The sequence below is a fragment of the Micromonospora sp. CNZ296 genome, from assembly GCF_007827635.1.
In genome coordinates, this window is sequence record NZ_VISW01000017.1 from 47243 (window position 1) to 65561 (window position 18319).

The 18319-nt window shown below is 71.6% G+C and carries 20 protein-coding genes; 8 read left to right on the top strand and 12 right to left on the bottom strand.

The window, feature by feature from the left end:
- Positions 1-204 precede the first annotated feature (204 nt).
- The 4 genes from FB455_RS25400 to FB455_RS25415 all read left to right on the top strand — a co-directional run bounded on the left by FB455_RS25400 (position 205) and on the right by FB455_RS25415 (position 3932).
- On the top strand, positions 205-1488 hold the full coding sequence (locus FB455_RS25400) for a sigma-54-dependent transcriptional regulator family protein (RefSeq protein WP_145755105.1): 1284 nt from the start codon (positions 205-207) through the stop codon (positions 1486-1488).
- Positions 1489-1528: 40 nt separating this feature from the next.
- Positions 1529-3034 carry an aldehyde dehydrogenase gene (adh, locus tag FB455_RS25405; RefSeq protein ID WP_047892325.1) on the top strand — a complete coding sequence of 502 codons (1506 nt, stop codon included), beginning with the start codon at positions 1529-1531 and terminating at the stop codon, positions 3032-3034.
- Positions 3034-3381 (top strand): DUF779 domain-containing protein, encoded by a 348-nt coding sequence (locus FB455_RS25410; RefSeq protein WP_013284177.1) that lies wholly within the window; start codon positions 3034-3036, stop codon positions 3379-3381. Before adh ends, FB455_RS25410 begins: the two co-directional genes overlap by 1 nt.
- 101 nt (positions 3382-3482) lie before the next feature.
- Positions 3483-3932, top strand: a complete 450-nt coding sequence (locus FB455_RS25415; protein ID WP_013284176.1) for a hypothetical protein — start codon at positions 3483-3485, stop codon at positions 3930-3932.
- 19 nt (positions 3933-3951) lie between these two features.
- On the opposite strand, the gene FB455_RS25420 is transcribed toward FB455_RS25415, so the two are convergent.
- From FB455_RS25420 to FB455_RS25460, 9 genes are read right to left on the bottom strand one after another with little or no spacing between them, the layout of a single operon-like run.
- Positions 3952-4263 carry a helix-turn-helix domain-containing protein gene (locus FB455_RS25420; RefSeq protein ID WP_013284175.1) on the bottom strand — a complete coding sequence of 104 codons (312 nt, stop codon included), beginning with the start codon at positions 4261-4263 and terminating at the stop codon, positions 3952-3954.
- Positions 4260-4652, bottom strand: coding sequence for a type II toxin-antitoxin system RelE/ParE family toxin (locus FB455_RS25425; protein ID WP_041798810.1), 393 nt, complete (start codon positions 4650-4652; stop codon positions 4260-4262). Before FB455_RS25425 ends, FB455_RS25420 begins: the two co-directional genes overlap by 4 nt.
- A gap of 40 nt (positions 4653-4692) precedes the next feature.
- A complete protein-coding gene (speB, locus tag FB455_RS25430) occupies positions 4693-5706 on the bottom strand; it encodes an agmatinase (RefSeq protein ID WP_071096694.1) in 1014 nt (337 codons plus the stop codon).
- Entirely contained in the window at positions 5703-6905 is a 1203-nt protein-coding gene (locus FB455_RS25435; RefSeq protein WP_145755106.1) for a saccharopine dehydrogenase C-terminal domain-containing protein, read from the bottom strand. The genes speB and FB455_RS25435 overlap by 4 nt, the downstream gene beginning before the upstream one ends.
- Entirely contained in the window at positions 6905-8326 is a 1422-nt protein-coding gene (locus FB455_RS25440; RefSeq protein WP_013284171.1) for an NAD(P)/FAD-dependent oxidoreductase, read from the bottom strand. Before FB455_RS25440 ends, FB455_RS25435 begins: the two co-directional genes overlap by 1 nt.
- Positions 8323-9156: an ABC transporter permease gene (locus FB455_RS25445; protein ID WP_013284170.1), complete on the bottom strand. Its 834-nt coding sequence runs from the start codon at positions 9154-9156 to the stop codon at positions 8323-8325. Before FB455_RS25445 ends, FB455_RS25440 begins: the two co-directional genes overlap by 4 nt.
- Before the next feature lie 55 nt (positions 9157-9211).
- The gene (locus tag FB455_RS25450; RefSeq protein ID WP_013284169.1) at positions 9212-10120 is read right to left on the bottom strand and encodes an ABC transporter permease; all 909 of its coding nucleotides are present in this window, start codon (positions 10118-10120) and stop codon (positions 9212-9214) included.
- A complete protein-coding gene (locus tag FB455_RS25455) occupies positions 10117-11274 on the bottom strand; it encodes an ABC transporter ATP-binding protein (protein WP_013284168.1) in 1158 nt (385 codons plus the stop codon). The genes FB455_RS25450 and FB455_RS25455 overlap by 4 nt, the downstream gene beginning before the upstream one ends.
- Positions 11271-12455 (bottom strand): polyamine ABC transporter substrate-binding protein, encoded by a 1185-nt coding sequence (locus tag FB455_RS25460; RefSeq protein ID WP_030271186.1) that lies wholly within the window; start codon positions 12453-12455, stop codon positions 11271-11273. The genes FB455_RS25455 and FB455_RS25460 overlap by 4 nt, the downstream gene beginning before the upstream one ends.
- A gap of 205 nt (positions 12456-12660) precedes the next feature.
- Between FB455_RS25460 and FB455_RS25465 the strand changes: the two genes are divergently transcribed.
- The 3 genes from FB455_RS25465 to FB455_RS25475 all read left to right on the top strand — a co-directional run bounded on the left by FB455_RS25465 (position 12661) and on the right by FB455_RS25475 (position 16053).
- Positions 12661-13173, top strand: a complete 513-nt coding sequence (locus tag FB455_RS25465) for an Lrp/AsnC family transcriptional regulator (protein ID WP_013284166.1) — start codon at positions 12661-12663, stop codon at positions 13171-13173.
- Positions 13174-13321: 148 nt separating this feature from the next.
- The gene (locus tag FB455_RS25470) at positions 13322-14668 is read left to right on the top strand and encodes an aspartate aminotransferase family protein (protein WP_013284165.1); all 1347 of its coding nucleotides are present in this window, start codon (positions 13322-13324) and stop codon (positions 14666-14668) included.
- Between the two features lie 5 nt (positions 14669-14673).
- Positions 14674-16053 carry an NAD(P)/FAD-dependent oxidoreductase gene (locus FB455_RS25475; RefSeq protein ID WP_013284164.1) on the top strand — a complete coding sequence of 460 codons (1380 nt, stop codon included), beginning with the start codon at positions 14674-14676 and terminating at the stop codon, positions 16051-16053.
- Positions 16054-16182: 129 nt separating this feature from the next.
- On the opposite strand, the gene FB455_RS25480 is transcribed toward FB455_RS25475, so the two are convergent.
- Positions 16183-16551 (bottom strand): DUF3499 domain-containing protein, encoded by a 369-nt coding sequence (locus FB455_RS25480; protein ID WP_013284163.1) that lies wholly within the window; start codon positions 16549-16551, stop codon positions 16183-16185.
- 153 nt (positions 16552-16704) lie between these two features.
- On the opposite strand from FB455_RS25480, the gene FB455_RS25485 reads away from it, so the two are divergent.
- The gene (locus FB455_RS25485) at positions 16705-17154 is read left to right on the top strand and encodes a metallopeptidase family protein (RefSeq protein ID WP_018787548.1); all 450 of its coding nucleotides are present in this window, start codon (positions 16705-16707) and stop codon (positions 17152-17154) included.
- A 98-nt stretch (positions 17155-17252) separates the two neighbouring features.
- Here FB455_RS25485 and FB455_RS25490 read toward each other — a convergent pair whose 3' ends face one another.
- Both FB455_RS25490 and FB455_RS25495 read right to left on the bottom strand, forming a co-directional pair.
- A complete protein-coding gene (locus tag FB455_RS25490) occupies positions 17253-17513 on the bottom strand; it encodes a WhiB family transcriptional regulator (protein WP_013284161.1) in 261 nt (86 codons plus the stop codon).
- Between the two features lie 460 nt (positions 17514-17973).
- The gene (locus FB455_RS25495) at positions 17974-18312 is read right to left on the bottom strand and encodes a hypothetical protein (RefSeq protein ID WP_013284160.1); all 339 of its coding nucleotides are present in this window, start codon (positions 18310-18312) and stop codon (positions 17974-17976) included.
- Positions 18313-18319 lie beyond the last annotated feature (7 nt).

Here is an 18319-nt window from a genome sequence, read left to right on the forward strand (position 1 = left end):
GGCACACCATCGCAGGCCGGAGTTAAGGGTTCCGTAAGCGTCCGCAGCAGCCATCCTCCACGCGGGCCACGCTGCGACAACCGGCGTGGGGCCGTCTGGGCCGTTCGTCCGGTACGCGGGCGGCGCGAGCACCGCTCAAGTGACCCGGATCACGCATTGGCGCTCGGGGGTGAGGTGGGTCACGATGGGTGGAAGGAGGCGCTGGTGGCTGACCCGTGGCTCGCCCTGGAGTTCGGCGCGGATCCGGCGGAGCGGATCGCGCAGATCGGTGCCGCCCACGAGGCGTTCCTCGCCGCCGGCACCACCTCCGGCCGGGTCCGGGAGGTGGTGGCCCGATCCTGGGAGCGGTCCGCGCTGCTCGACCCGGAGACCACCGCGCCGGTCGACCTCGCCGACGACGCGCTGGAGACGTACCGCGCCGCGCACCCGCTGGCCCGGGTGATGCCGCTGTTCCGCGACCTGCTCGGCGGCATCGCGCAGGACGGCGCGCACCTGATGGCGGTCTGCGACGCCGCCGGGCGGCTGCTCTGGGTGGAGGGCCATCCCGGGGTGCTGCGGCACGCCGAGCGGATGAACTTCGTACCCGGCGCCCGCTGGGACGAGGCCCACGCCGGCACGAACGCCCCCGGCACCGCCCTCGCCGTCGACCACGGCGTGCAGATCTTCGCCACCGAGCACTTCGTCCGGCCCGTGCAGCGCTGGACCTGCGCCGCCGCGCCGATCCACGACCCGGCCAGCGGCGCGCTGCTCGGCGCCGTCGACATCACCGGCGGGGACCACCTGGCCAACCCGCAGAGCCTCGCCCTGGTCCGGGCCACCGCCCGGGCCGCCGAGGCGTTCCTGGCCGGTGCCGCGCCCGCCGCGCCGGACGTGGCGTACGTGTCGGCGCTCGGACGTGACGAGGCGGAGTTGCGCGTCGGCGGCCGGCGCATCCGGCTCGGCCGGCGGCACAGCGAGCTGCTGGTGCTGCTGGTCGACCATCCCGAGGGGCGCACCGGGGAACAGCTCGGCCTCGACCTGTACGGCGACGACAGGCGGCACCCGGTCACGCTGCGCGCCGAGCTGTCCCGGCTGCGCCGCGTGCTCGGCGAGGAACTGCTCGACTCCCGCCCGTACCGGCTGCGGCCGGCCGTGCGCGCCGACTTCCGTACCGTCACCGAACTGCTGGAACGTGGCGATCCGGCGGCGGCGCTGCGCGCGTACCCCGGGCCCCTGCTGCCCCTGTCGGACGCGCCGGGAGTCGCGCGACTGCGCCGCCTGGTCGACGGCCAGTTGCGCGCCGCCGTGCTGGCCGGTGCCGACCCGGGGCTGATCGCGGCCTGGACCGCGACGGCGGCCGGGTCCGACGACCTGGCCGCCTGGCAGGCCCTGGCCCGGGCGTTGCCGCCGGGCGCGCCCCGCCGGCCGCTCGCTGTCGCGCGGGCCCGCCAGCTCGCCGAGGAGTACGCGCTGCCGCGCGCAACGTTCCTGCAACGTCCCGGAAACTAGCCTGCCCGCCATCCACCCCAGACGGACGGCGGAGGTACCCATGACGCGCTACGACGCCCCCACCCACTGGCAGTCCCGCTACGACCACTACATCGGCGGCGAGTACGTGAAGCCGCACGGTGGGAAGTACTTCGAGAACCCGACCCCGGTGACCGGGCAGACCTTCTGCGAGGTGGCCCGGGGCACCGCCGAGGACGTGGAGAAGGCGCTCGACGCGGCGCACGGCGCGGCCGACGCGTGGGGCCGCACGTCGGTCGCCGAACGCTCGCTGATCCTCAACCGGATCGCCGACCGCATGCAGGACAACCTGGAGTCCCTCGCGATCGCCGAGACGTGGGAGAACGGCAAGCCCGTACGCGAGACGCTCGCCGCCGACATCCCGCTCGCGATCGACCACTTCCGCTACTTCGCCGGCGCGATCCGGGCGCAGGAGGGCTCGCTCGGCGAACTCGACGACGACACAGTCGCCTACCACTTCCACGAGCCGCTCGGCGTGGTCGGGCAGATCATCCCGTGGAACTTCCCGATCCTCATGGCGGTGTGGAAGCTCGCCCCGGCGCTGGCCGCCGGCAACGCGGTGGTGCTCAAGCCGGCCGAGCAGACACCCGCCTCGATCCACTACCTGCTCTCGCTGATCGGCGACCTGCTGCCGCCGGGCGTGGTGAACGTGGTGAACGGCTTCGGCGTCGAGGCGGGCAAGCCGCTCGCGTCCTCGCCGCGGGTGGCGAAGGTGGCGTTCACCGGCGAGACCACCACCGGGCGGCTGATCATGCAGTACGCCAGCGAGAACATCAGGCCGGTCACGCTGGAGCTGGGCGGCAAGAGCCCGAACATCTTCTTCGACGACGTCAGCGCCGCCTCCGACGATTTCCTGGACAAGGCGCTCGAAGGCTTCACCATGTTCGCCCTCAACCAGGGCGAGGTGTGCACCTGCCCGTCACGGGCGCTCATCCAGCAGGGCCACTACGCCGACTTCCTGGCCGCCGCCGTGGACCGGACCCGGCAGATCACGCAGGGGCACCCGCTGGACACCGACACGATGGTCGGCGCGCAGGCGTCCAACGACCAACTGGAAAAGATCCTGTCCTACCTGGACATCGGGCGGCAGGAGGGCGCTCGTGTCCTCACCGGCGGTGAGCGGGCCGACCTCGGCGGCGAGCTGTCCGGCGGCTACTACGTCCAGCCGACCATCTTCGAGGGCGACAACTCGATGCGGATCTTCCAGGAGGAGATCTTCGGCCCGGTCGTGTCGGTGACCTCCTTCGCCGACCTGGACGACGCCGTGAAGATCGCCAACGACACGCTGTACGGGCTCGGCGCGGGCGTGTGGACCCGGGACCTGAACACCGCGTACCGGGCCGGACGGGCGATCCAGGCCGGCCGGGTGTGGACGAACTGCTACCACGCGTACCCGGCGCACGCGGCGTTCGGCGGCTACAAGCAGTCCGGCATCGGCCGGGAGAACCACAAGATGATGCTGGAGCACTACCAGCAGACCAAGAACCTGCTGGTCAGCTACTCGCCGAAGAAGCTGGGCTTCTTCTGATGGGCGACACCGTGACCCTGACCCCCGCGGCGGCCGACCTGATCCGGTCGCTGCGGGGGCAGCACGGCCCGCTGATGTTCCACCAGTCCGGCGGCTGCTGCGACGGCAGCGCCCCGATGTGCTACCCGGCCGGTGAGTTCCGCACCGGCGGCTCGGATGTGCTGCTCGCCTCGCTGGCTGTCGACGGGGTGCCCGAGCCGGTGGAGTTCTGGATGTCGAAGGCCCAGTGGGAGCTGTGGCGGCACACCCGGCTCACCGTCGACGTGGTGCCCGGCCGGGGCAGCGGGTTCTCCCTGGAGGCCCCGGAGGGCGTCCGCTTCCTCATCCGGTCCCATCTGAACCGCTGATCTGTCCGAGATCTTGCAGCTCGCGGGCATCGCGGCGGTGGGATGCTGACGCCGTCCACTTCGGAGTACGCGTCCCACCACCGCCCGACAGGAGACCGCGCATGAACCCGGTCCGACAGCCAGTGCTCGCCGCCGGCCTCACCGCCCTGGCCACCGCCGCCACGCTCGGGCTCGCGCCGGGCGCCGCCGTCGCCGCCCCGGCCGCCTCCCCCAGCATCTCCGTCAACTGGTTCGGCGCCGCCGACGTACGGGCGCACACCGCCACCGTCGGCGGCCGGTTCGACTGCGGGGCCGAGCGCGGCCTCGCGTACATCGAGGTGCACCTGGAGCAGCGGGTACGGCGCGGTTCGGTCACCGGCTTCGGATTCGGCGTGATCGGCGCGTGCACCGACGACCGCACCGCCGGCACCTGGACCGCGACCATCCCCGCCGACCAGGGCAGATTCCGCCCCGGCCCCGCCACCACCATCGCCCGCCTGGTGATCGAGCCCAACTCCCTCACCGAAACCACCGAACGCGTACGCCTGCGCCCCCACTGCGCCCGCCCCTGACCGCATCGGCGGCCTCCGGTCAGGCGATCTGCCGGAGGTCGTCGCCGTAGTCGAAGATGATCCGCAGCCGGGCGCCGAGGGCATTGGCGTACCGGCTCAGCGTGGCCACCTCGTTGACGTCGAGGTCGCCGTTCTCGATCTGGCTGACCCGGCCCGGCGTGACCCCCATGATCTCGGCGACCTGCCGCTGGGTGAGCCCCAGCCGCTTGCGCTCCTCGGCCAGGTGGAACGCGCTCACCCACGCGTCGGTCCGGGCGCGCTCCGCCTCGTACGCCTCGTCGTCACCGCCGAGTTCGGCGCGGACCTCGTCCCAGTGATAGAACTCCGTCACGACTCCCCCCTTCGCTCGCGCTCGCTGTCGAGCCAAGCCTTGTAGGCAACCTCCGCCGCCGGAATGTGCTGCCGGTACCAGCGGGTCCAGTTGCCCGCCTTGTTGCCGGCGACCAGGAGGACCGCCTGCGACCAGGGATCGAAGACGAACAGCACCCGGATAGCCACGTCCCGACCGGAGCGGGGCCGCAGCTCCTTCAGATTACGGAGACTGCTTCCACGCAGCGTGTCCACGAGCGGGCGACCCAGCCCCGGCCCGACCTCGGCCAGCTTGTCCACCGCCACCCGGACGCTCTCGTACGACGACGGGTCGTGGTCCCGCAGGTCGCGCAGCCAGTGCCGGACCTCTCCGGTGACCCGCACCGACCAGCGCTTCCCGTCCGCACCCATGCCCCGACTATAGCCCGGGCTAAACATCCCGGACTACCAGTCAGCGGTTGTCCAGGAGCGGCTGGGTGGGGTTCCACGGGGGTCCGCCGGCGGCGTCGTGGCGGCGGCGGGCTATCGCGGACAGCGCCTCCAGCACCACCCGGTTGCCCAGGTACGCGGTGATGTCGGCGTGGTCGTACGGCGGGGCGACCTCGACCACGTCCAGCCCGACCACAGGCAGCTCGTAACAGACCCGGCGCACCGCGTCGAGCAGTTGCCGGGAGGTGAACCCGCCCGGCTCGGGCGTGCCGGTGCCGGGTGCCATGCCCGGGTCGACCACGTCCACGTCGACGGAGAGGAACACGCCCTCGCACTCGTCGGTCGCGATGTCGAACGCCTCGGTGAGGCAGGTGTCCAGGCCGCGCGCCACGACTTCGGTCATCTCGTACGAGCGCATCCGCTGTTCCGCCATCCACGCCAGCGTGTCCGGGCCGGGCCAGTAGCCGCGCAGCCCGATCTGCAGGAAGCGGTCGCCGCGTACCGCACCGGACTCGATGAGCCGGCGCATCGGCTGGCCGTGGCCGTGCAGCGAGCCGAACTCGACGTCGCCGGTGTCGGCGTGCGCGTCGAAGTGCACGAGCGACACCCGGCCGAGCCCGTGGTGCCGGGCCACGCCTGTGGCGTCGGGCAGCGCGATGGAGTGGTCGCCGCCGAGCACCACCGGGATCGCCCCGGCGGCGGCGACCGCGTGCACGGCGGTCTCCAGCGCGGCCAGCGAGCGCTCGATGTCGCCGCTGAACATCTCCACGTCGCCGGCGTCGTAGACGCACAGGTCCTTCAGCCCGTCGACGCGCAGCGCCAGCGACGGGCGGGAGCCGTCGTGCGGCAGGTAGCAGGCCTGCCGGATGGCGGACGGCCCGAACCGGGTGCCGGGCCGGTGCGAGGTGCCGCCGTCGAACGGCGCCCCGATGATCACCACGTCCGCGTCGGCGTACGTGACCGGTTCCTCGACTGTGCACGGCGGCACACCCAGGAACGTGATGTCGGGACCGTACATCGGGCCGTACCGGGTCATCGTTCCTCCATCCCCCACGGCGAACCGTAGCCGGTGAGCAGGTCCAGGAAGGGGATCGGCGGGAACGCCTCCGGGCCGAGCACGCCCGTGCCGGACCAGGCGCCGGTGGCGAGCAGTTCCAGCGCGACGACCGGGTTGACGGCGGTCTGCCAGACCACCGCCTGGTGGCCGTACTCGGCCATCGACCACTCGTTGTCGACCACGTGGTAGAGGTAGACGCGGCGGGGCCGCCCGTCCGGCCCGGTGCCGGTGACGTACGTACCGGCGCACGTCTTGCCGCTCATCCGGTCGCCGAGCGTGGCCGGGTCGGGCAGCGCGGCGGCCACCAGGTCGCGCGGCGACACGTCGACCCCGCGTACGCGCACCGGCTGGGTGGAGTCCAGCCCGAGCTTGTGCAGCGTGCGCAGCACCTCGATGAACTCGGCGCCGAGGCCGTACTTGAAGGTGACCCGCTTCGCCGGCACCCAGCGCGGGATGAGCAGCACCTCCTCGTGCTCGACGTTGACGCACTCGACCGGACCGATCCCGGCCGGGAAGTCGAACACCTCCGGCTCGCTGAACGGTTCGGTGGTGAACCAGCCGCGCCCGGCCTCCCAGATCACCGGCGGGTTGAGGCACTCCTCGATGGTGGTCCAGATGGAGAACGAGGGCGCGAACTCGTACCCGGCGACTGTGAGGTTCGCGCCGTCGCGTACCCCGATCTCGTCGATCTCGGCGAAGAGTTCGTCGGCGGCGTAGCGGGCGAAGACGTCGGACAGGCCCGGTTCGACGCCGATGCCGCAGAGCGCGAGCCGTCCGGCGGCGGCCCACTGCTCCGCGACGGCGAACTGCTCGTCGCCGAGCTTGACCCCGGTCTCGGCGTAGGGGTGCTCGGGGTGCGGCCGGGACAGCGACATCGCCATGTCCAGGTAGTCGGCCCCGGCGGCGAACGCGCCGTCGAAGATCGGCATGACGAAGCGCGGGTCCACCGCGTTGAGCACGTGCGTGATCCGGTGTTCCCGGCACAGCGCGGCCACCGCGTCGGCGGAGGCGGCGTCCACTGTGGCGACGACGAACCGGTCGCCGTGTCCGGCGACGGCCCGCGCCGCCCGCGCCGGGTCGTGGTCGGCGACCACCATGATCTCGAAGAAGGTACGGCGGGCGGCGATGGATACGGCGGCGGAGCCGACGCCACCGGCGCCGACGAGGAGGATACGCATCAGGAGTCGAACCCCAGTCCAAGACGATCGAGAGTACGGAGCCAGAGGTTGCGCCGTCCGTCCCGCGCGTCGGCGCGGGCGAGCGACCATCGGGTGAGGTTGATGCCCACGGACCGGGCCGGTTCCGGCGGGAACGGCAGCGGCTTGCGGCGCACCAGGTCGAGCCGGGTCAGCGGGGTGTCAGTGCCGGAGAGCAGGTCGAGCGTCACGCGGGCCCCGAACCGGGTCGCGCCGACGCCGAGCCCGGTGAACCCGGCGGCGTACGCCAGGCGTCCGGAGTACGCGGTGCCGAAGAACGCGCAGAACCGGGTGCAGGTGTCGACGACGCCACCCCAGCGGTGGCTGAACCGCAGGCCATCGAGTTGCGGGAAGGTCGCGAAGAAGTGCGACGCCAGCGTGGTGAAGGTGGCCTCGCGCTGCTCCAGCACGGGCGCCACCCGGTTGCCGTAGTGGTAGACGGCGTCGTAGCCGCCGAACAGGATCCGGTTGTCGGCGGTGAGCCGGTAGTAGTGGAACTGGTTGCCGGTGTCGGCGAGCCCCTGCCGGTGCCGCCAGCCGATCGCGTCGCGCTGCGCCCCGGTCAGCGGCTCGGTCATCAGCGCGTAGTCGTAGACCGGCACGATCCAGGAGCGCAGCCGGCGCAGCAGCGGCGGGAACGCGTTCGTGGCCAGCACGACCTGCCGCGCCCGTACCGCGCCGGGCGCCGCGTCCGCGCCGCCCGCCGTGGTGGCGCGCAGCCCGGCGCCGTCGCTGGCCAGGCCGGTGACGCGGGTGTGCTCGTGCACGCGTACGCCCAGGTCGAGCGCGGCCCGGCGCAGTCCCCAGGCGAGCTTCGCCGGGTCGAGCAGGGCCACCCGGTCGCGGTCCCACATCCCGCCCAGGTACGTCGGCGACGCCACCTCGGCGCGTACCTCGTCTCGGTCGAGCAGCCGCACGTCGTGGCCGTACCGGCGGGCCAGCTCGGCGTCGGCGGCGAGCCCGTCGAGCTGGTACGGCTCGACGGCAACCGCCAGCTCGCCGGTGCGTTCGAAGTCGCAGTCGATGTCGTACTTCGCCACGGTGGCGGCGATGGCGTCGAGGTTCTCCCGGCCCAGCCGTTCCAGCTCACCGATCTCGCCGGGGAACCGCTCGACGCCGTTGGCGAGCCCGTGGGTGAGCGACGCGGCGCAGAACCCGCCGTTGCGCCCGGACGCCGCCCAGCCGCACGTGCCCGCGTCGACGAGCAGGACGTCGCGGTCCGGGTCGGCCTCCTTTGCGAGCAGCGCGGTCCACAGCCCGGCGTACCCGCCGCCGACCACGAGCAGGTCGGCGGTGTGCGTCCCGGTCAGCGGCGGCAGCGGGTCGGGGCGAGCCGGGCGGTCCAGCCAGTACGACACGGGCGCGGCGTCGGCCAGCGCCCGGCCGGTATGCGGGAGTGTCATGGCTTGCCCGCCGGTGTGGCAACCATCGCGAGGGCGGCCCGTCGCGCCCGCCGCCCGCGCAGCGAGGTGGCCCCGACCAGCAGCAACGCGATCACGAACATGGCCGTGCCGATCACGTTCACCTGCGGCGGGATGCCCCGCTGGGAGGCGCCCCAGACGTACATGGGGAACGTGACAGTGGTGCCGGCGTTGAAGTTCGTGATGATGAAGTCGTCGAAGCTGAGCGAGAACGCCAGCAGCGCGGCGGCCACGATGCCGGGTAGCACGAGCGGCAGCGTGATCCGGCGGAACGTCTGCCACTCGCTGGCGTACAGGTCCATCGCGGCTTCCTCCAGCCGCCGGTCCATGCCGGAGAGCCGGGCCTTCACGGTGACCACGACGAACGACACGCAGAACATGACGTGCGCGATGACGATGGTCCAGAAGCCCTGCGGCACCCCGGCGGCCACGAAGAGGGCGAGCAGCGAGGTGCCCATCACGAGTTCCGGGGTGGCCATCGGCAGGAAGATCAGCCCGTTGAGCCCGGAGCGGCCGCGGAAGCTGTGCCGGACCAGCGCGAACGCCATCAGCGTGCCGAGGAGCGTGGAGACGACCGTGGCGATGAGGCCGATCTGCATGCTGCGCACCACGGCGTCGCACATGTCCGAGGTGGCGCAGGGCTGCTTCCAGTTGTCGAGCGTGAACTCGTTGAAGTCGTAGGAGAGCCGGCTGGAGGGCCGGTTGAAGGACAGGCCGGCGACCACCATGATCGGCAGCGTCAGGTAGCCGAGGACGAGCAGTGCCACGCCCATCACCCACCGGTCGGCGAGCCAGCGCCTGAGTCCGTTCACAGCGCCCGCCTTTCGTTCGCGACTGCGGGGCTCCGCTTCGCTGCGCTCCTCGCGCTCACAGAACCTCCTCCGTGCCGGCCTTCCGCAGGTAGACGAAGACGATCGCCAGGATCGCGGCCATCAGCAGGAACGACAGCGCCGCGCCCTGCGGATAGTCCAGCCGGACCAGGAACGCCGAGTCGATGACGTTGCCGATCATGTACTCGTTCGGCGTACCGAGCAGCTCGGCGTTGATGTAGTCACCGGTGGCCGGGATGAAGAACAGCAGCGTGCCGGCGATCAGACCGGGCATCGACAGCGGCAGCGTGACCTTGGCGAACGCGCGCAGCGGGCTCGCGTACAGGTCGCTCGCCGCCTCCAGCAGCCGGGAATCGAGCCGCTCCAGGCTCGCGTACAGCGGCAGCACCAGGAACGGCAGGAAGTTGTACGTCAGGCCGAGCACAACGGCGATCGGGGTGGCGAGCAGCCGGCCGTCCGGGCCGAGCAGGTGCACGTCGCGCAGCAGCCCGACCAGCGCGCCGTTGTCCGACAGGATGGTCTTCCAGGCCAGCGTGCGCACCAGGAAGCTGGTGAACATCGGCGCGACCACCGCGACCAGCAGCAGGTTCTTCCACCGGCCGGCCTTCTGCGCGATCGCGTACGCCAGCGGATAGCCCATCAGCAACGCGAGCACCAGCGCGATGGCCGAGTAGAGGAACGACCGGGAGAACTGCGGCCAGTACGCCTGCAACGCGTCCGGGTAGTTGCTGAACGCCCAGGTCATGGCGTACCCGGTGGAGAGCGAGCCGGCCGGGTCGTAGAGGCTGGCCGAGGCGAGCTGCACCAGCGGGAGCGCGAAGAAGACGAGCAGCCAGACCGCGCCGGGCAGCAGCAACAGGTACGGCAGGAGGCGGCTGCGCCCGCGCCGCACCGGCGGCGGCACCGGCTTCCCGGCGGAGGTCGGTACGTGGGCCAGCGCGCTCATGCCGACGCACCCACCGGCGGCTCGTCGAGCAGCGGCGCGGTCTGGTCGTCCTCACCGGCGGCCCGGGGCAGCAGGAACGCGTGCCGCGGATCCCAGTGCGCGGTCACCGCCGTACCGACGGCGAGGCGGCCGCCCAGCCCGCTGTTCGCGGCGAACGCGGACAGCTCGCTGCCCCACGCGGTGCGCACCAGGTACTGGGTGCTCACCCCGACGTAGGAGGTGTCGGTGACGATGCCGCCGACGTGCTGGTGCCCGGCCGGCACCCCGTCCGGGCCGTCGGCCAGGTGCAGCTTCTCCGGACGTACGCCGAGGAAGGCCGGCCCGTCGGTGAGCCGGGCCCGCCCGGCGGGCACCGAGAAGCGCGAGCCGTGCGCCGTGACCAGCACGTCGTCGGCGGCGCGACCGCCGGCTTCGGCGGCGAGCAGGTTGGACTGGCCGAGGAAGTTCGCCACGAACGCGGTGGCCGGGTACTCGTAGATGTCGGCGGGCGCACCGAGTTGCTCGATCCGGCCGGCGTTCATCACCGCGACCGTGTCGGCCATCGTCATGGCCTCCTCCTGGTCGTGGGTGACGTGCACGAACGTGATGCCGACCTCGGTCTGGATCCGCTTCAGCTCAATCTGCATCTGCCGGCGCAGCTTGAGGTCGAGCGCGCCGAGCGGCTCGTCGAGCAACAGCACCTGCGGGTGGTTGATGAGCGCCCGGGCCAGCGCGACGCGCTGCTGCTGGCCGCCGGAGAGCTGGGCCGGGCGGCGCCGCCCGTACCCTTCAAGCTGCACCAGGGCGAGCATCCGCTCCACCTGGTCGCTCACCTTGCGGATGCCGCGGCGGCGCAGCCCGAACGCCACGTTCTCGTGGATGTCCAGGTGCGGGAAGAGGGCGTAGCTCTGGAAGACGGTGTTCACCGGCCGCTTGTACGGCCGCAGCCCGGCGATGTCCTGCTCGCCGAGCAGCACCTGCCCGCTCGTGGGCTGCTCCAGCCCGGCGATCATCCGCAGTGTGGTGGTCTTGCCGCAGCCGGACGCGCCGAGCAGGGCGAAGAACGAGCCCTGCGGGATCGTGAGGGTGAGGTCGTCGACGGCGGTGAAGACGCCGAACCGCTTGGTCAGGTCGACCAGTCGCAGGTCACCGGCCGGGGTCTGCTGCCCCTTCACGCGCCGATCACCTGCTGGAACTTGGTCTCGTACTCCTTCTCCTGCGCTTCGTCGAGCGCCATGAAGACCTTGGCCTTGGACAGCATCGTGTCGTCCGGGAAGATCAGCGGGTTGGTCGCCAGATCCGGGTCGATCTTCTCCATCTCGGCCTGCGCGCCCTGCACGGGGCAGATGTAGTTGACGTACGCGGCCAGCTTCGCCGCCACCGCCGGGTCGTAGTAGTGGTTCATCAACGCCTCGGCGTTGGCCTTGTGGGTGGCCTTGTTCGGCACCAGCATGTTGTCCGACCAGAGCATCACGCCGGACTCGGGCACCACGAACTTGATCTTGTCGTCCTCGAAGCCGAGCTGCACGACGTCGCCGGACCAGCCGATACACGCGGCGATGTCGCCCTTGGCCAGGTCGGGCGCGTAGTCGTTGCCGGTGAACCGCCGGATCTGCTTGCTGTCCACCGCCTTCTTCAGCTTGTTCAGCGCGTCGTCGAACTGGGCCGGGGTGAACTTGGCCGGGTCGTGGCCGAGCGACTGGAGCAGCAGGCCGATGGTGTCGCGCATCTCCGACAGCACTGTCACCTTGCCCTTGAGATCGGGGCGGGTGAGCAGCTCGTCGACGGTGCGGATCTCCTTGGCGACCTTCGCGTTGTACGCGAGCCCGGCCAGCCCGGACTGCCACGGGACCGCGAGCTGGGTCTCGGCGTCGAAGGAGCGCCCGCGCAGCGACGACAGCAGGTTCGCCTCGACGTTGGGCATCTTCGACTTGTCGAGCTTCTGCACCCAGCCGAGGCGGATCATCCGGGCGGCCATCCAGTCGGTGAGCACCATGATGTCCCGGCCGGTGCTCTGACACCCGGCGAGCTGGTTGCGCACCTTGCCGAAGAACTCGTTGTTGTCGTTGACGTCCTCGGTGTACGTCACCTGGATGCCCGACGCGGCGACGAACGCATCGAGCGTGGGGCGCTTGGACTCGTCCTTCTCGTCGGTGTCCATGTACTGCGGCCAGTTCGAGAAGGCGACCTTCTTCTCGGTGGCGGACAGATCCTCGCTCTTGCATCCGGCTTCGGTCTGCTGGGCGCCCTTGGTCCCGCAGCCGGCCAGGGTGCCCGCGGTGGCGAGCAGCGCGGCCGAGCCGACGGTCCCGGTGAGCAGACCACGCCGGGTGAGGGGCCGGAGGGGACTACGCATGTGACGACTCCTTGGGGGGCATCGTCGGCGGCGGGACGGGGGCGGCGCGCCGGCGGGAGGGTCAGTGGCGATGGACGACTGATCCTGACATGAGAAAACCTCTCTCACAAGGGATTCCGTTGCCGGAATAGCCAGTCGCCACGAAATACGCCAGACTGCGCGGGGCACTACGCTCAACACGGAGAATCGGACACGAGGAGCGTCGATGGTCAACCGGCACCAGGAGAACTCCAACGGCGCCCGCCGGGTCACGGTGCGTGAAGGAGCCAATCACGCTCTGCTCGACGACGTGGCCAAGCAGATCATCGAGCAGCTCCAGGAGGACGGGCGCCGCCCGTACGCGAGCATCGGCAAGGCGGTCGGCCTCTCCGAGGCGGCGGTACGCCAGCGGGTGCAACGGCTGCTCGACGCGGGCGTCATGCAGATCGTCGCGGTCACCGATCCGCTCCAGCTCGGCTTCCCCCGCCAGGCCATGATCGGGCTGCGCACCGACGGCGACCTGGAACCCGTCGCCGACCGGCTGGCCGAGTTCGAGGAGATCGACTACGTGGTCATCACCGCCGGCTCGTTCGACCTGCTGGCCGAGGTGGTCTGCCGCAACGACGCACACCTGCTGGAGATCCTCCAGAAGCTGCGCGGCGTGCCCGGGGTGCTCTCCACCGAGGCGTTCGTCTACCTGAAGCTGCGCAAGCAGACCTACAGCTGGGGCACCGCCTGATGCGGATTCCGTCGGCAGGAAAGTGATATGGCGCTGAATCCGTCGCGCTGAAGCTTGTTCGCTTGCCTTATCGGCATCGCCTGTGGGATAACCGTGGGCAGAGCGGCCGGTGTCACCCCTGACCGGCCCGAGACCCGATGGGGCTGACATGGCCAACGCCACCGACCATCTCTGGATGCACTTCACCCGCATGGCGAGCTACCCGGCCGGCGAGGTTCCGACAATCGTCCGGGGCGAGGGCGCGTACGTCTGGGACGCGCAGGGCCGCCGCTACCTGGACGGGCTGGCCGGGCTGTTCGTGGTGAACGCCGGTCACGGCCGCGCCGAGCTGGCCGAGGCCGCCGCCAAGCAGGCCGGCGAGCTGGCCTACTTCCCGCTCTGGTCGTACGCCCACCCGAAGGCCGTCGAGCTGGCCGAGAAGATCGCCACGCTCACCCCCGGCGACCTGAACCGGGTCTTCTTCACCACCGGCGGCTCCGAGGCCGTCGAGGCGGCGTGGAAGCTGGCCCGGGCCTACTTCAAGCGCACCGGCAAGCCCACCAAGCACAAGGTGGTCAGCCGCTACATCGCCTACCACGGCACCTCGATGGGCGCGCTGTCGATCACCGGCCTGCCCGGCATCAAGACCGACTTCGAACCGCTGGTACCCGGTGGCATCAAGGTGCCGAACACCAACTTCTACCGGGCCCCCGAGCACGGCGACGACGCCGAGGCGTTCGGCCGCTGGGCCGCCGACGAGATCGGCCGGGCGATCGAGCGGGAGGGGCCGGAGACGGTCGCCGCCGTCTTCCTGGAGCCGGTGCAGAACTCCGGCGGCTGCTTCCCGCCGCCGCCCGGCTACTTCGAGCGGGTACGCGAGATCTGCGACGCGTACGACGTGCTGCTCGTCAGCGACGAAGTGATCTGCTCCTGGGGCCGGCTCGGCGAGTACTTCGGCGCCGTGCGCTACGGCTACCAGCCGGACATCATCACCACCGCCAAGGGCATCACCTCCGGCTACGCCCCGCTCGGCGCGATGATCGCCGGCGAGCGGCTGATGGAGCCGTTCCTCACCGAGACCGGCATGTTCGCGCACGGGGTGACGTTCGGCGGCCACCCGGTCTCCTGCGCGGTCGCGCTGGCCAACCTGGAGGTGTTCGCCCGGGAGGACCTGATCGGGCACGTCCGTGCGAACGAGGGCGCGTTCCGGTCCACCCTGGAGAAGCTGCACGACCTGCCGATCGTCGGCGACGTCCGGGGCGACGGCTACTTCTACGGCATCGAGCTGGTGAAGGACAAGACGACCCGGGAGACGTTCGACGAGGCCGAGTCCGAGCGGCTGCTGCGCGGCTTCCTGTCCACAGCGCTGTTCGACGCCGGGCTCTACTGCCGGGCCGACGACCGGGGCGACCCGGTGGTGCAGCTCGCCCCGCCGCTGATCGCCGACCAGCAGCACTTCGACGAGATCGAGCAGATCCTGCGCGCGGTGCTGACCGAGGCGTGGTCGCGGCTCTGACGCCGATGACCGACTACCGGCGTCTGTCGTACTGGCTGTCCGGCCTGGACGAACCGCTGACACCGCGACCCGGGTTGCCCGGCGACACGGACGCCGACGTGGCGATCGTGGGCGCCGGGTACACCGGGCTGTGGACGGCCTGGTACCTGGCCGAGGCCGACCCCACGTTGCGCGTCGTCGTGCTGGAGCGGGAGATCGCCGGGTACGGCGCGTCGGGGCGCAACGGCGGCTGGTGCTCGGCGCTGTTCCCCACGTCGCTGCCGGCGCTGGCCCGGCGGCACGGCCGGGACCGGGCACTGGCCATGCAGCGGGCCATGCACGACACGGTCGCCGAGGTGGGGCGGGTCGCCGCCGCCGAGGGCATCGACTGCGACTGGCGGGCCGGCGGCACGGTGATGCTCGCGCGCGGCGAGGCCCAGCTCCAGCGGGCCCGCGCCGAGGTCGCCCAGGCCCACGCGCACGGGCTCACCGACGACGACCTGACGCTGCTCGACGCCGCCAAGGCCGCCGCGCGCTGCAACGCCGAGGGGGTACGCGGCGGCACGTACACCCCGCACTGCGCGGCCGTACACCCGGCGAAGCTGGTCCGGGGCCTGGCCCGGGCGGTGGAGCGCCGGGGCGTACGCATCCACGAGCGCACCCCGGTGACCGCGCTGCGGCCGGGCGCGGCGGTGACCCCGGCGGGCGTGGTCCGGGCGCCCGTGGTGGTGCGTGCGACGGAGGGCTACACGCCGGGGCTGCCGGGTCAGCGGCGGACCGTGGCGCCCGTCTACTCGCTGATGGTGGCCACCCCGCCGCTGCCCGAGGAGACGTGGGCGCGGATCGGGCTGGCGGAGCGGGAGACGTTCTCCGACTACCGGCACGTCATCGTGTACGGCCAGCGCACCGCCGACGGCCGGCTCGCGTTCGGCGGGCGGGGCGCGCCCTACCACTACGCCTCCCGGGTCCGGCAGGGCTTCGACCGGGAGCCGCGGGTGTTCGCGGCGCTGCGCCGGGCGCTCGGGGAGCTGTTCCCGGTGCTCGGGCCGGACGTGCCGGTGACGCACGCCTGGGGCGGGCCGCTCGGCGTGGCCCGGGACTGGGCCGCGTCGGTGGGGCTGGACCGGCGTACCGGGCTGGCCTGGGCCGGCGGCTACGTCGGTGACGGCGTCGGCACCAGCAACCTCGCCGGGCGTACGCTCGCCGACCTGATCCGGGGCGTGGAGAGCGACCTCACGGCGCTGCCCTGGGTCGGGCACCGCTCCCCCCACTGGGAACCGGAGCCGCTGCGCTGGCTGGCCATGAACACCGGCCTGAGGGTGATGTCCTCAGCCGACCAGAGCGAGCACCGCACCGCCCGCCCGTCCCGCCGAGCCGATCTCTTCAACCGCTTCCTGGGCCACTGACCGCGCCACCCATCCCGGCGCCCACCCCGTTGATCATGAAGTTAGCGGCACTCAGGGAGATCGAAAACGCCGTCAACTTCATGATCGACCGGTGGAGGGCCGGGGCCCGCGGGCCTGAACGGCGGTCGGTCAGTGGTGGGGTGGGATGACCCGGAGGTGGCCCCGGCGGCCCTGCTGGGGGGTCTGGGGCTTGGCGGGCTCGTCCTCCGGAGGACGGGGCGGGGCGGGGCGTGCGGCCTCGCGTACCGCCTCGGCCAGCGCCACCAGGTCGTCGGTGGTGGGCGGCGGCGGCTCGAACTCGCCCTCGTGCCGCACCACGTCCCAGCCGCGCGGGGCGGTCAGGCTACGGGCGTGCGGCTCACACAGGTCGTACGTGTGCGGTTCGGCGAACGCCGCGAGCGGGCCCACCACCGCCGTCGACTCGTTGTAGACATAGGTCAATGTGGCGACCGCTTGCCGGGGGCAGCCGTTACGGGAGCAGCGCCGTGGTGACCTCACGGCGGCAGGGTATCCCCATTACCGGGTCCGGCGCACCGCTTCGCGTTACGACACGCCCGTCATGGTGATCACAATTCCTCCGATCGGCGCAGCGGCACGCCGGACGGCCGCGCGACGGCGGGTGGACCGCCGATGCGGGCTACCCTGTGCGTCATGACGAGCCCCCAGAACCGCCGCCCCGGCTCCGGCCGGCGCACCCACCGTGACCGGCACGGTCGCGGGCTGCGCGGGCGGCTGGTGCCGGCCACGGTGCCGCTGGCGCGGACGAAGGCCGAGGTCTTCGACGATCTGGTGCTCGACACGGTGGAGACGCTCGAACGCCGGTTCGCCAAGGAGCTGGCCGGGGTGGAGTTCGCGGTCGAGGACGTCCCGCCGGATCTGAACGTCTACGACTCGGACGTGCTGGAGGACGGCGAGGTGCCGCTCGCCCGGCTGCTGCCCGGGCGGCCCGGCCGCCAGGAGGTGCCGCCGCGGATCGTGCTCTACCGGCGACCGCTGGAGTTCCGCGCGATGGATCGCGAGGACCTCGCCGACCTGGTGCATGACGTGATCATCGAGCAGGTGGCGAATCTGCTCGGGGTCGACCCGGACGAGCTGGCCTGACCGGCTGACCGGACAGGCGCCGCCACCCGGCCGGACGCGCCGGCCGGACAGCGACCCGGGTCCGGGCGGCCCCCACCGCCCGTGGACCCGTACGTGGATCAGGCGGCGACCCGCCGCTTGAGCTTGCGCCGCTCCCGCTCGGAGAGGCCACCCCAGATCCCGAACCGCTCGTCGTGGCCGAGCGCGTACTCCAGGCATTCCGTCTTCACTTCGCACCGCGAGCAGATGCGCTTCGCCTCGCGGGTCGAGCCGCCCTTCTCGGGAAAGAACGCCTCCGGGTCGGTCTGCGAGCAGAGCGCTCGCTCCTGCCACTCCGGCGCGTTCCCGAGCAGGTCGGCCACCTCGAGCTGGCCGTCCATCGATTGCCTCCTTGTCGCGCACCGGCGTCATTCGCCGCTGCAACCCCCCACGCGAAAGGCGTGCCTGTCCGTACGGTCACCATTTGTTGCGTTCCGCGCGAACAACCCCATTCAAATTACACGCGTGTAATGCGTGCGCCGTCAAGCCAAACTTGATAATGGAGTCGCCCTCCCGACACGTCCGTGACGACCGCCGCGGTCGCCCGTAGCCTCGCAACCTGCCCTATCGATTCAGACCCCGGACGAGTAACGCCCTCCCCGGCGAGTTGCCGGAAGTTTTCTGCCGTGGCGCATCGCCGGCAGGCCGGCCGGACGCCCCCGCCGGCCGCTCGCACCAAGATCAGAATTGGTGGGGCAAAGGGTAACCCGCTTCCCGCTGTACCGCCCGTCGAGCCGTCCAACGCCGACCGCGCCCCGTCCATCATGTGGACGGGGCGCGGGTTCCGGCGCGACTGACGGATCAGTCCAAGCGGGCTGGTGAGCTGGTGGGCCAAACGAATTCGGCGATCGACCCACCGGTGACCGAGATCGCGCCGGCGGACGTACTCTCGTCCCACCAGACGGTATACACACCCGCCTCCAGATCCGGGTAGACGGCACTGTGGAACACCCCGTCCCGGACGTGCCGCTCGCGTACGGCGGAGTGGGTCCGCGGGCCGTCGAGGTCCACGCGGCTGATCTCGATCTCCCGGCCGTGCAGGTCCCGCCCGGTGTGGATGATCAGCGCGCCCCGGTCGCCGCCCAGGTCGAGCACGACGCTGCCGACCTCCGACGGGCCGAGATCGTGATGGTGTGACATTCGCCGG

Bases quoted from the DNA above. Each gene is read 5' to 3' on its own strand.
- adh (WP_047892325.1), top strand. From the start codon at position 1,529: ATGACGCGCTACGACGCCCCCACCCACTGGCAGTCCCGCTACGACCAC.
- FB455_RS25410 (WP_013284177.1), top strand. From the start codon at position 3,034: ATGGGCGACACCGTGACCCTGACCCCCGCGGCGGCCGACCTGATCCGG.
- FB455_RS25415 (WP_013284176.1), top strand. From the start codon at position 3,483: ATGAACCCGGTCCGACAGCCAGTGCTCGCCGCCGGCCTCACCGCCCTG.
- FB455_RS25425 (WP_041798810.1), bottom strand. From the start codon at position 4,652: ATGGGTGCGGACGGGAAGCGCTGGTCGGTGCGGGTCACCGGAGAGGTC.
- speB (WP_071096694.1), bottom strand. From the start codon at position 5,706: ATGACCCGGTACGGCCCGATGTACGGTCCCGACATCACGTTCCTGGGT.
- FB455_RS25435 (WP_145755106.1), bottom strand. From the start codon at position 6,905: ATGCGTATCCTCCTCGTCGGCGCCGGTGGCGTCGGCTCCGCCGCCGTA.
- FB455_RS25440 (WP_013284171.1), bottom strand. From the start codon at position 8,326: ATGACACTCCCGCATACCGGCCGGGCGCTGGCCGACGCCGCGCCCGTG.
- FB455_RS25450 (WP_013284169.1), bottom strand. From the start codon at position 10,120: ATGAGCGCGCTGGCCCACGTACCGACCTCCGCCGGGAAGCCGGTGCCG.
- FB455_RS25460 (WP_030271186.1), bottom strand. From the start codon at position 12,455: ATGCGTAGTCCCCTCCGGCCCCTCACCCGGCGTGGTCTGCTCACCGGG.
- FB455_RS25465 (WP_013284166.1), top strand. From the start codon at position 12,661: ATGGTCAACCGGCACCAGGAGAACTCCAACGGCGCCCGCCGGGTCACG.
- FB455_RS25470 (WP_013284165.1), top strand. From the start codon at position 13,322: ATGGCCAACGCCACCGACCATCTCTGGATGCACTTCACCCGCATGGCG.
- FB455_RS25475 (WP_013284164.1), top strand. From the start codon at position 14,674: ATGACCGACTACCGGCGTCTGTCGTACTGGCTGTCCGGCCTGGACGAA.
- FB455_RS25485 (WP_018787548.1), top strand. From the start codon at position 16,705: ATGACGAGCCCCCAGAACCGCCGCCCCGGCTCCGGCCGGCGCACCCAC.
- FB455_RS25490 (WP_013284161.1), bottom strand. From the start codon at position 17,513: ATGGACGGCCAGCTCGAGGTGGCCGACCTGCTCGGGAACGCGCCGGAG.
- FB455_RS25495 (WP_013284160.1), bottom strand. From the start codon at position 18,312: ATGTCACACCATCACGATCTCGGCCCGTCGGAGGTCGGCAGCGTCGTG.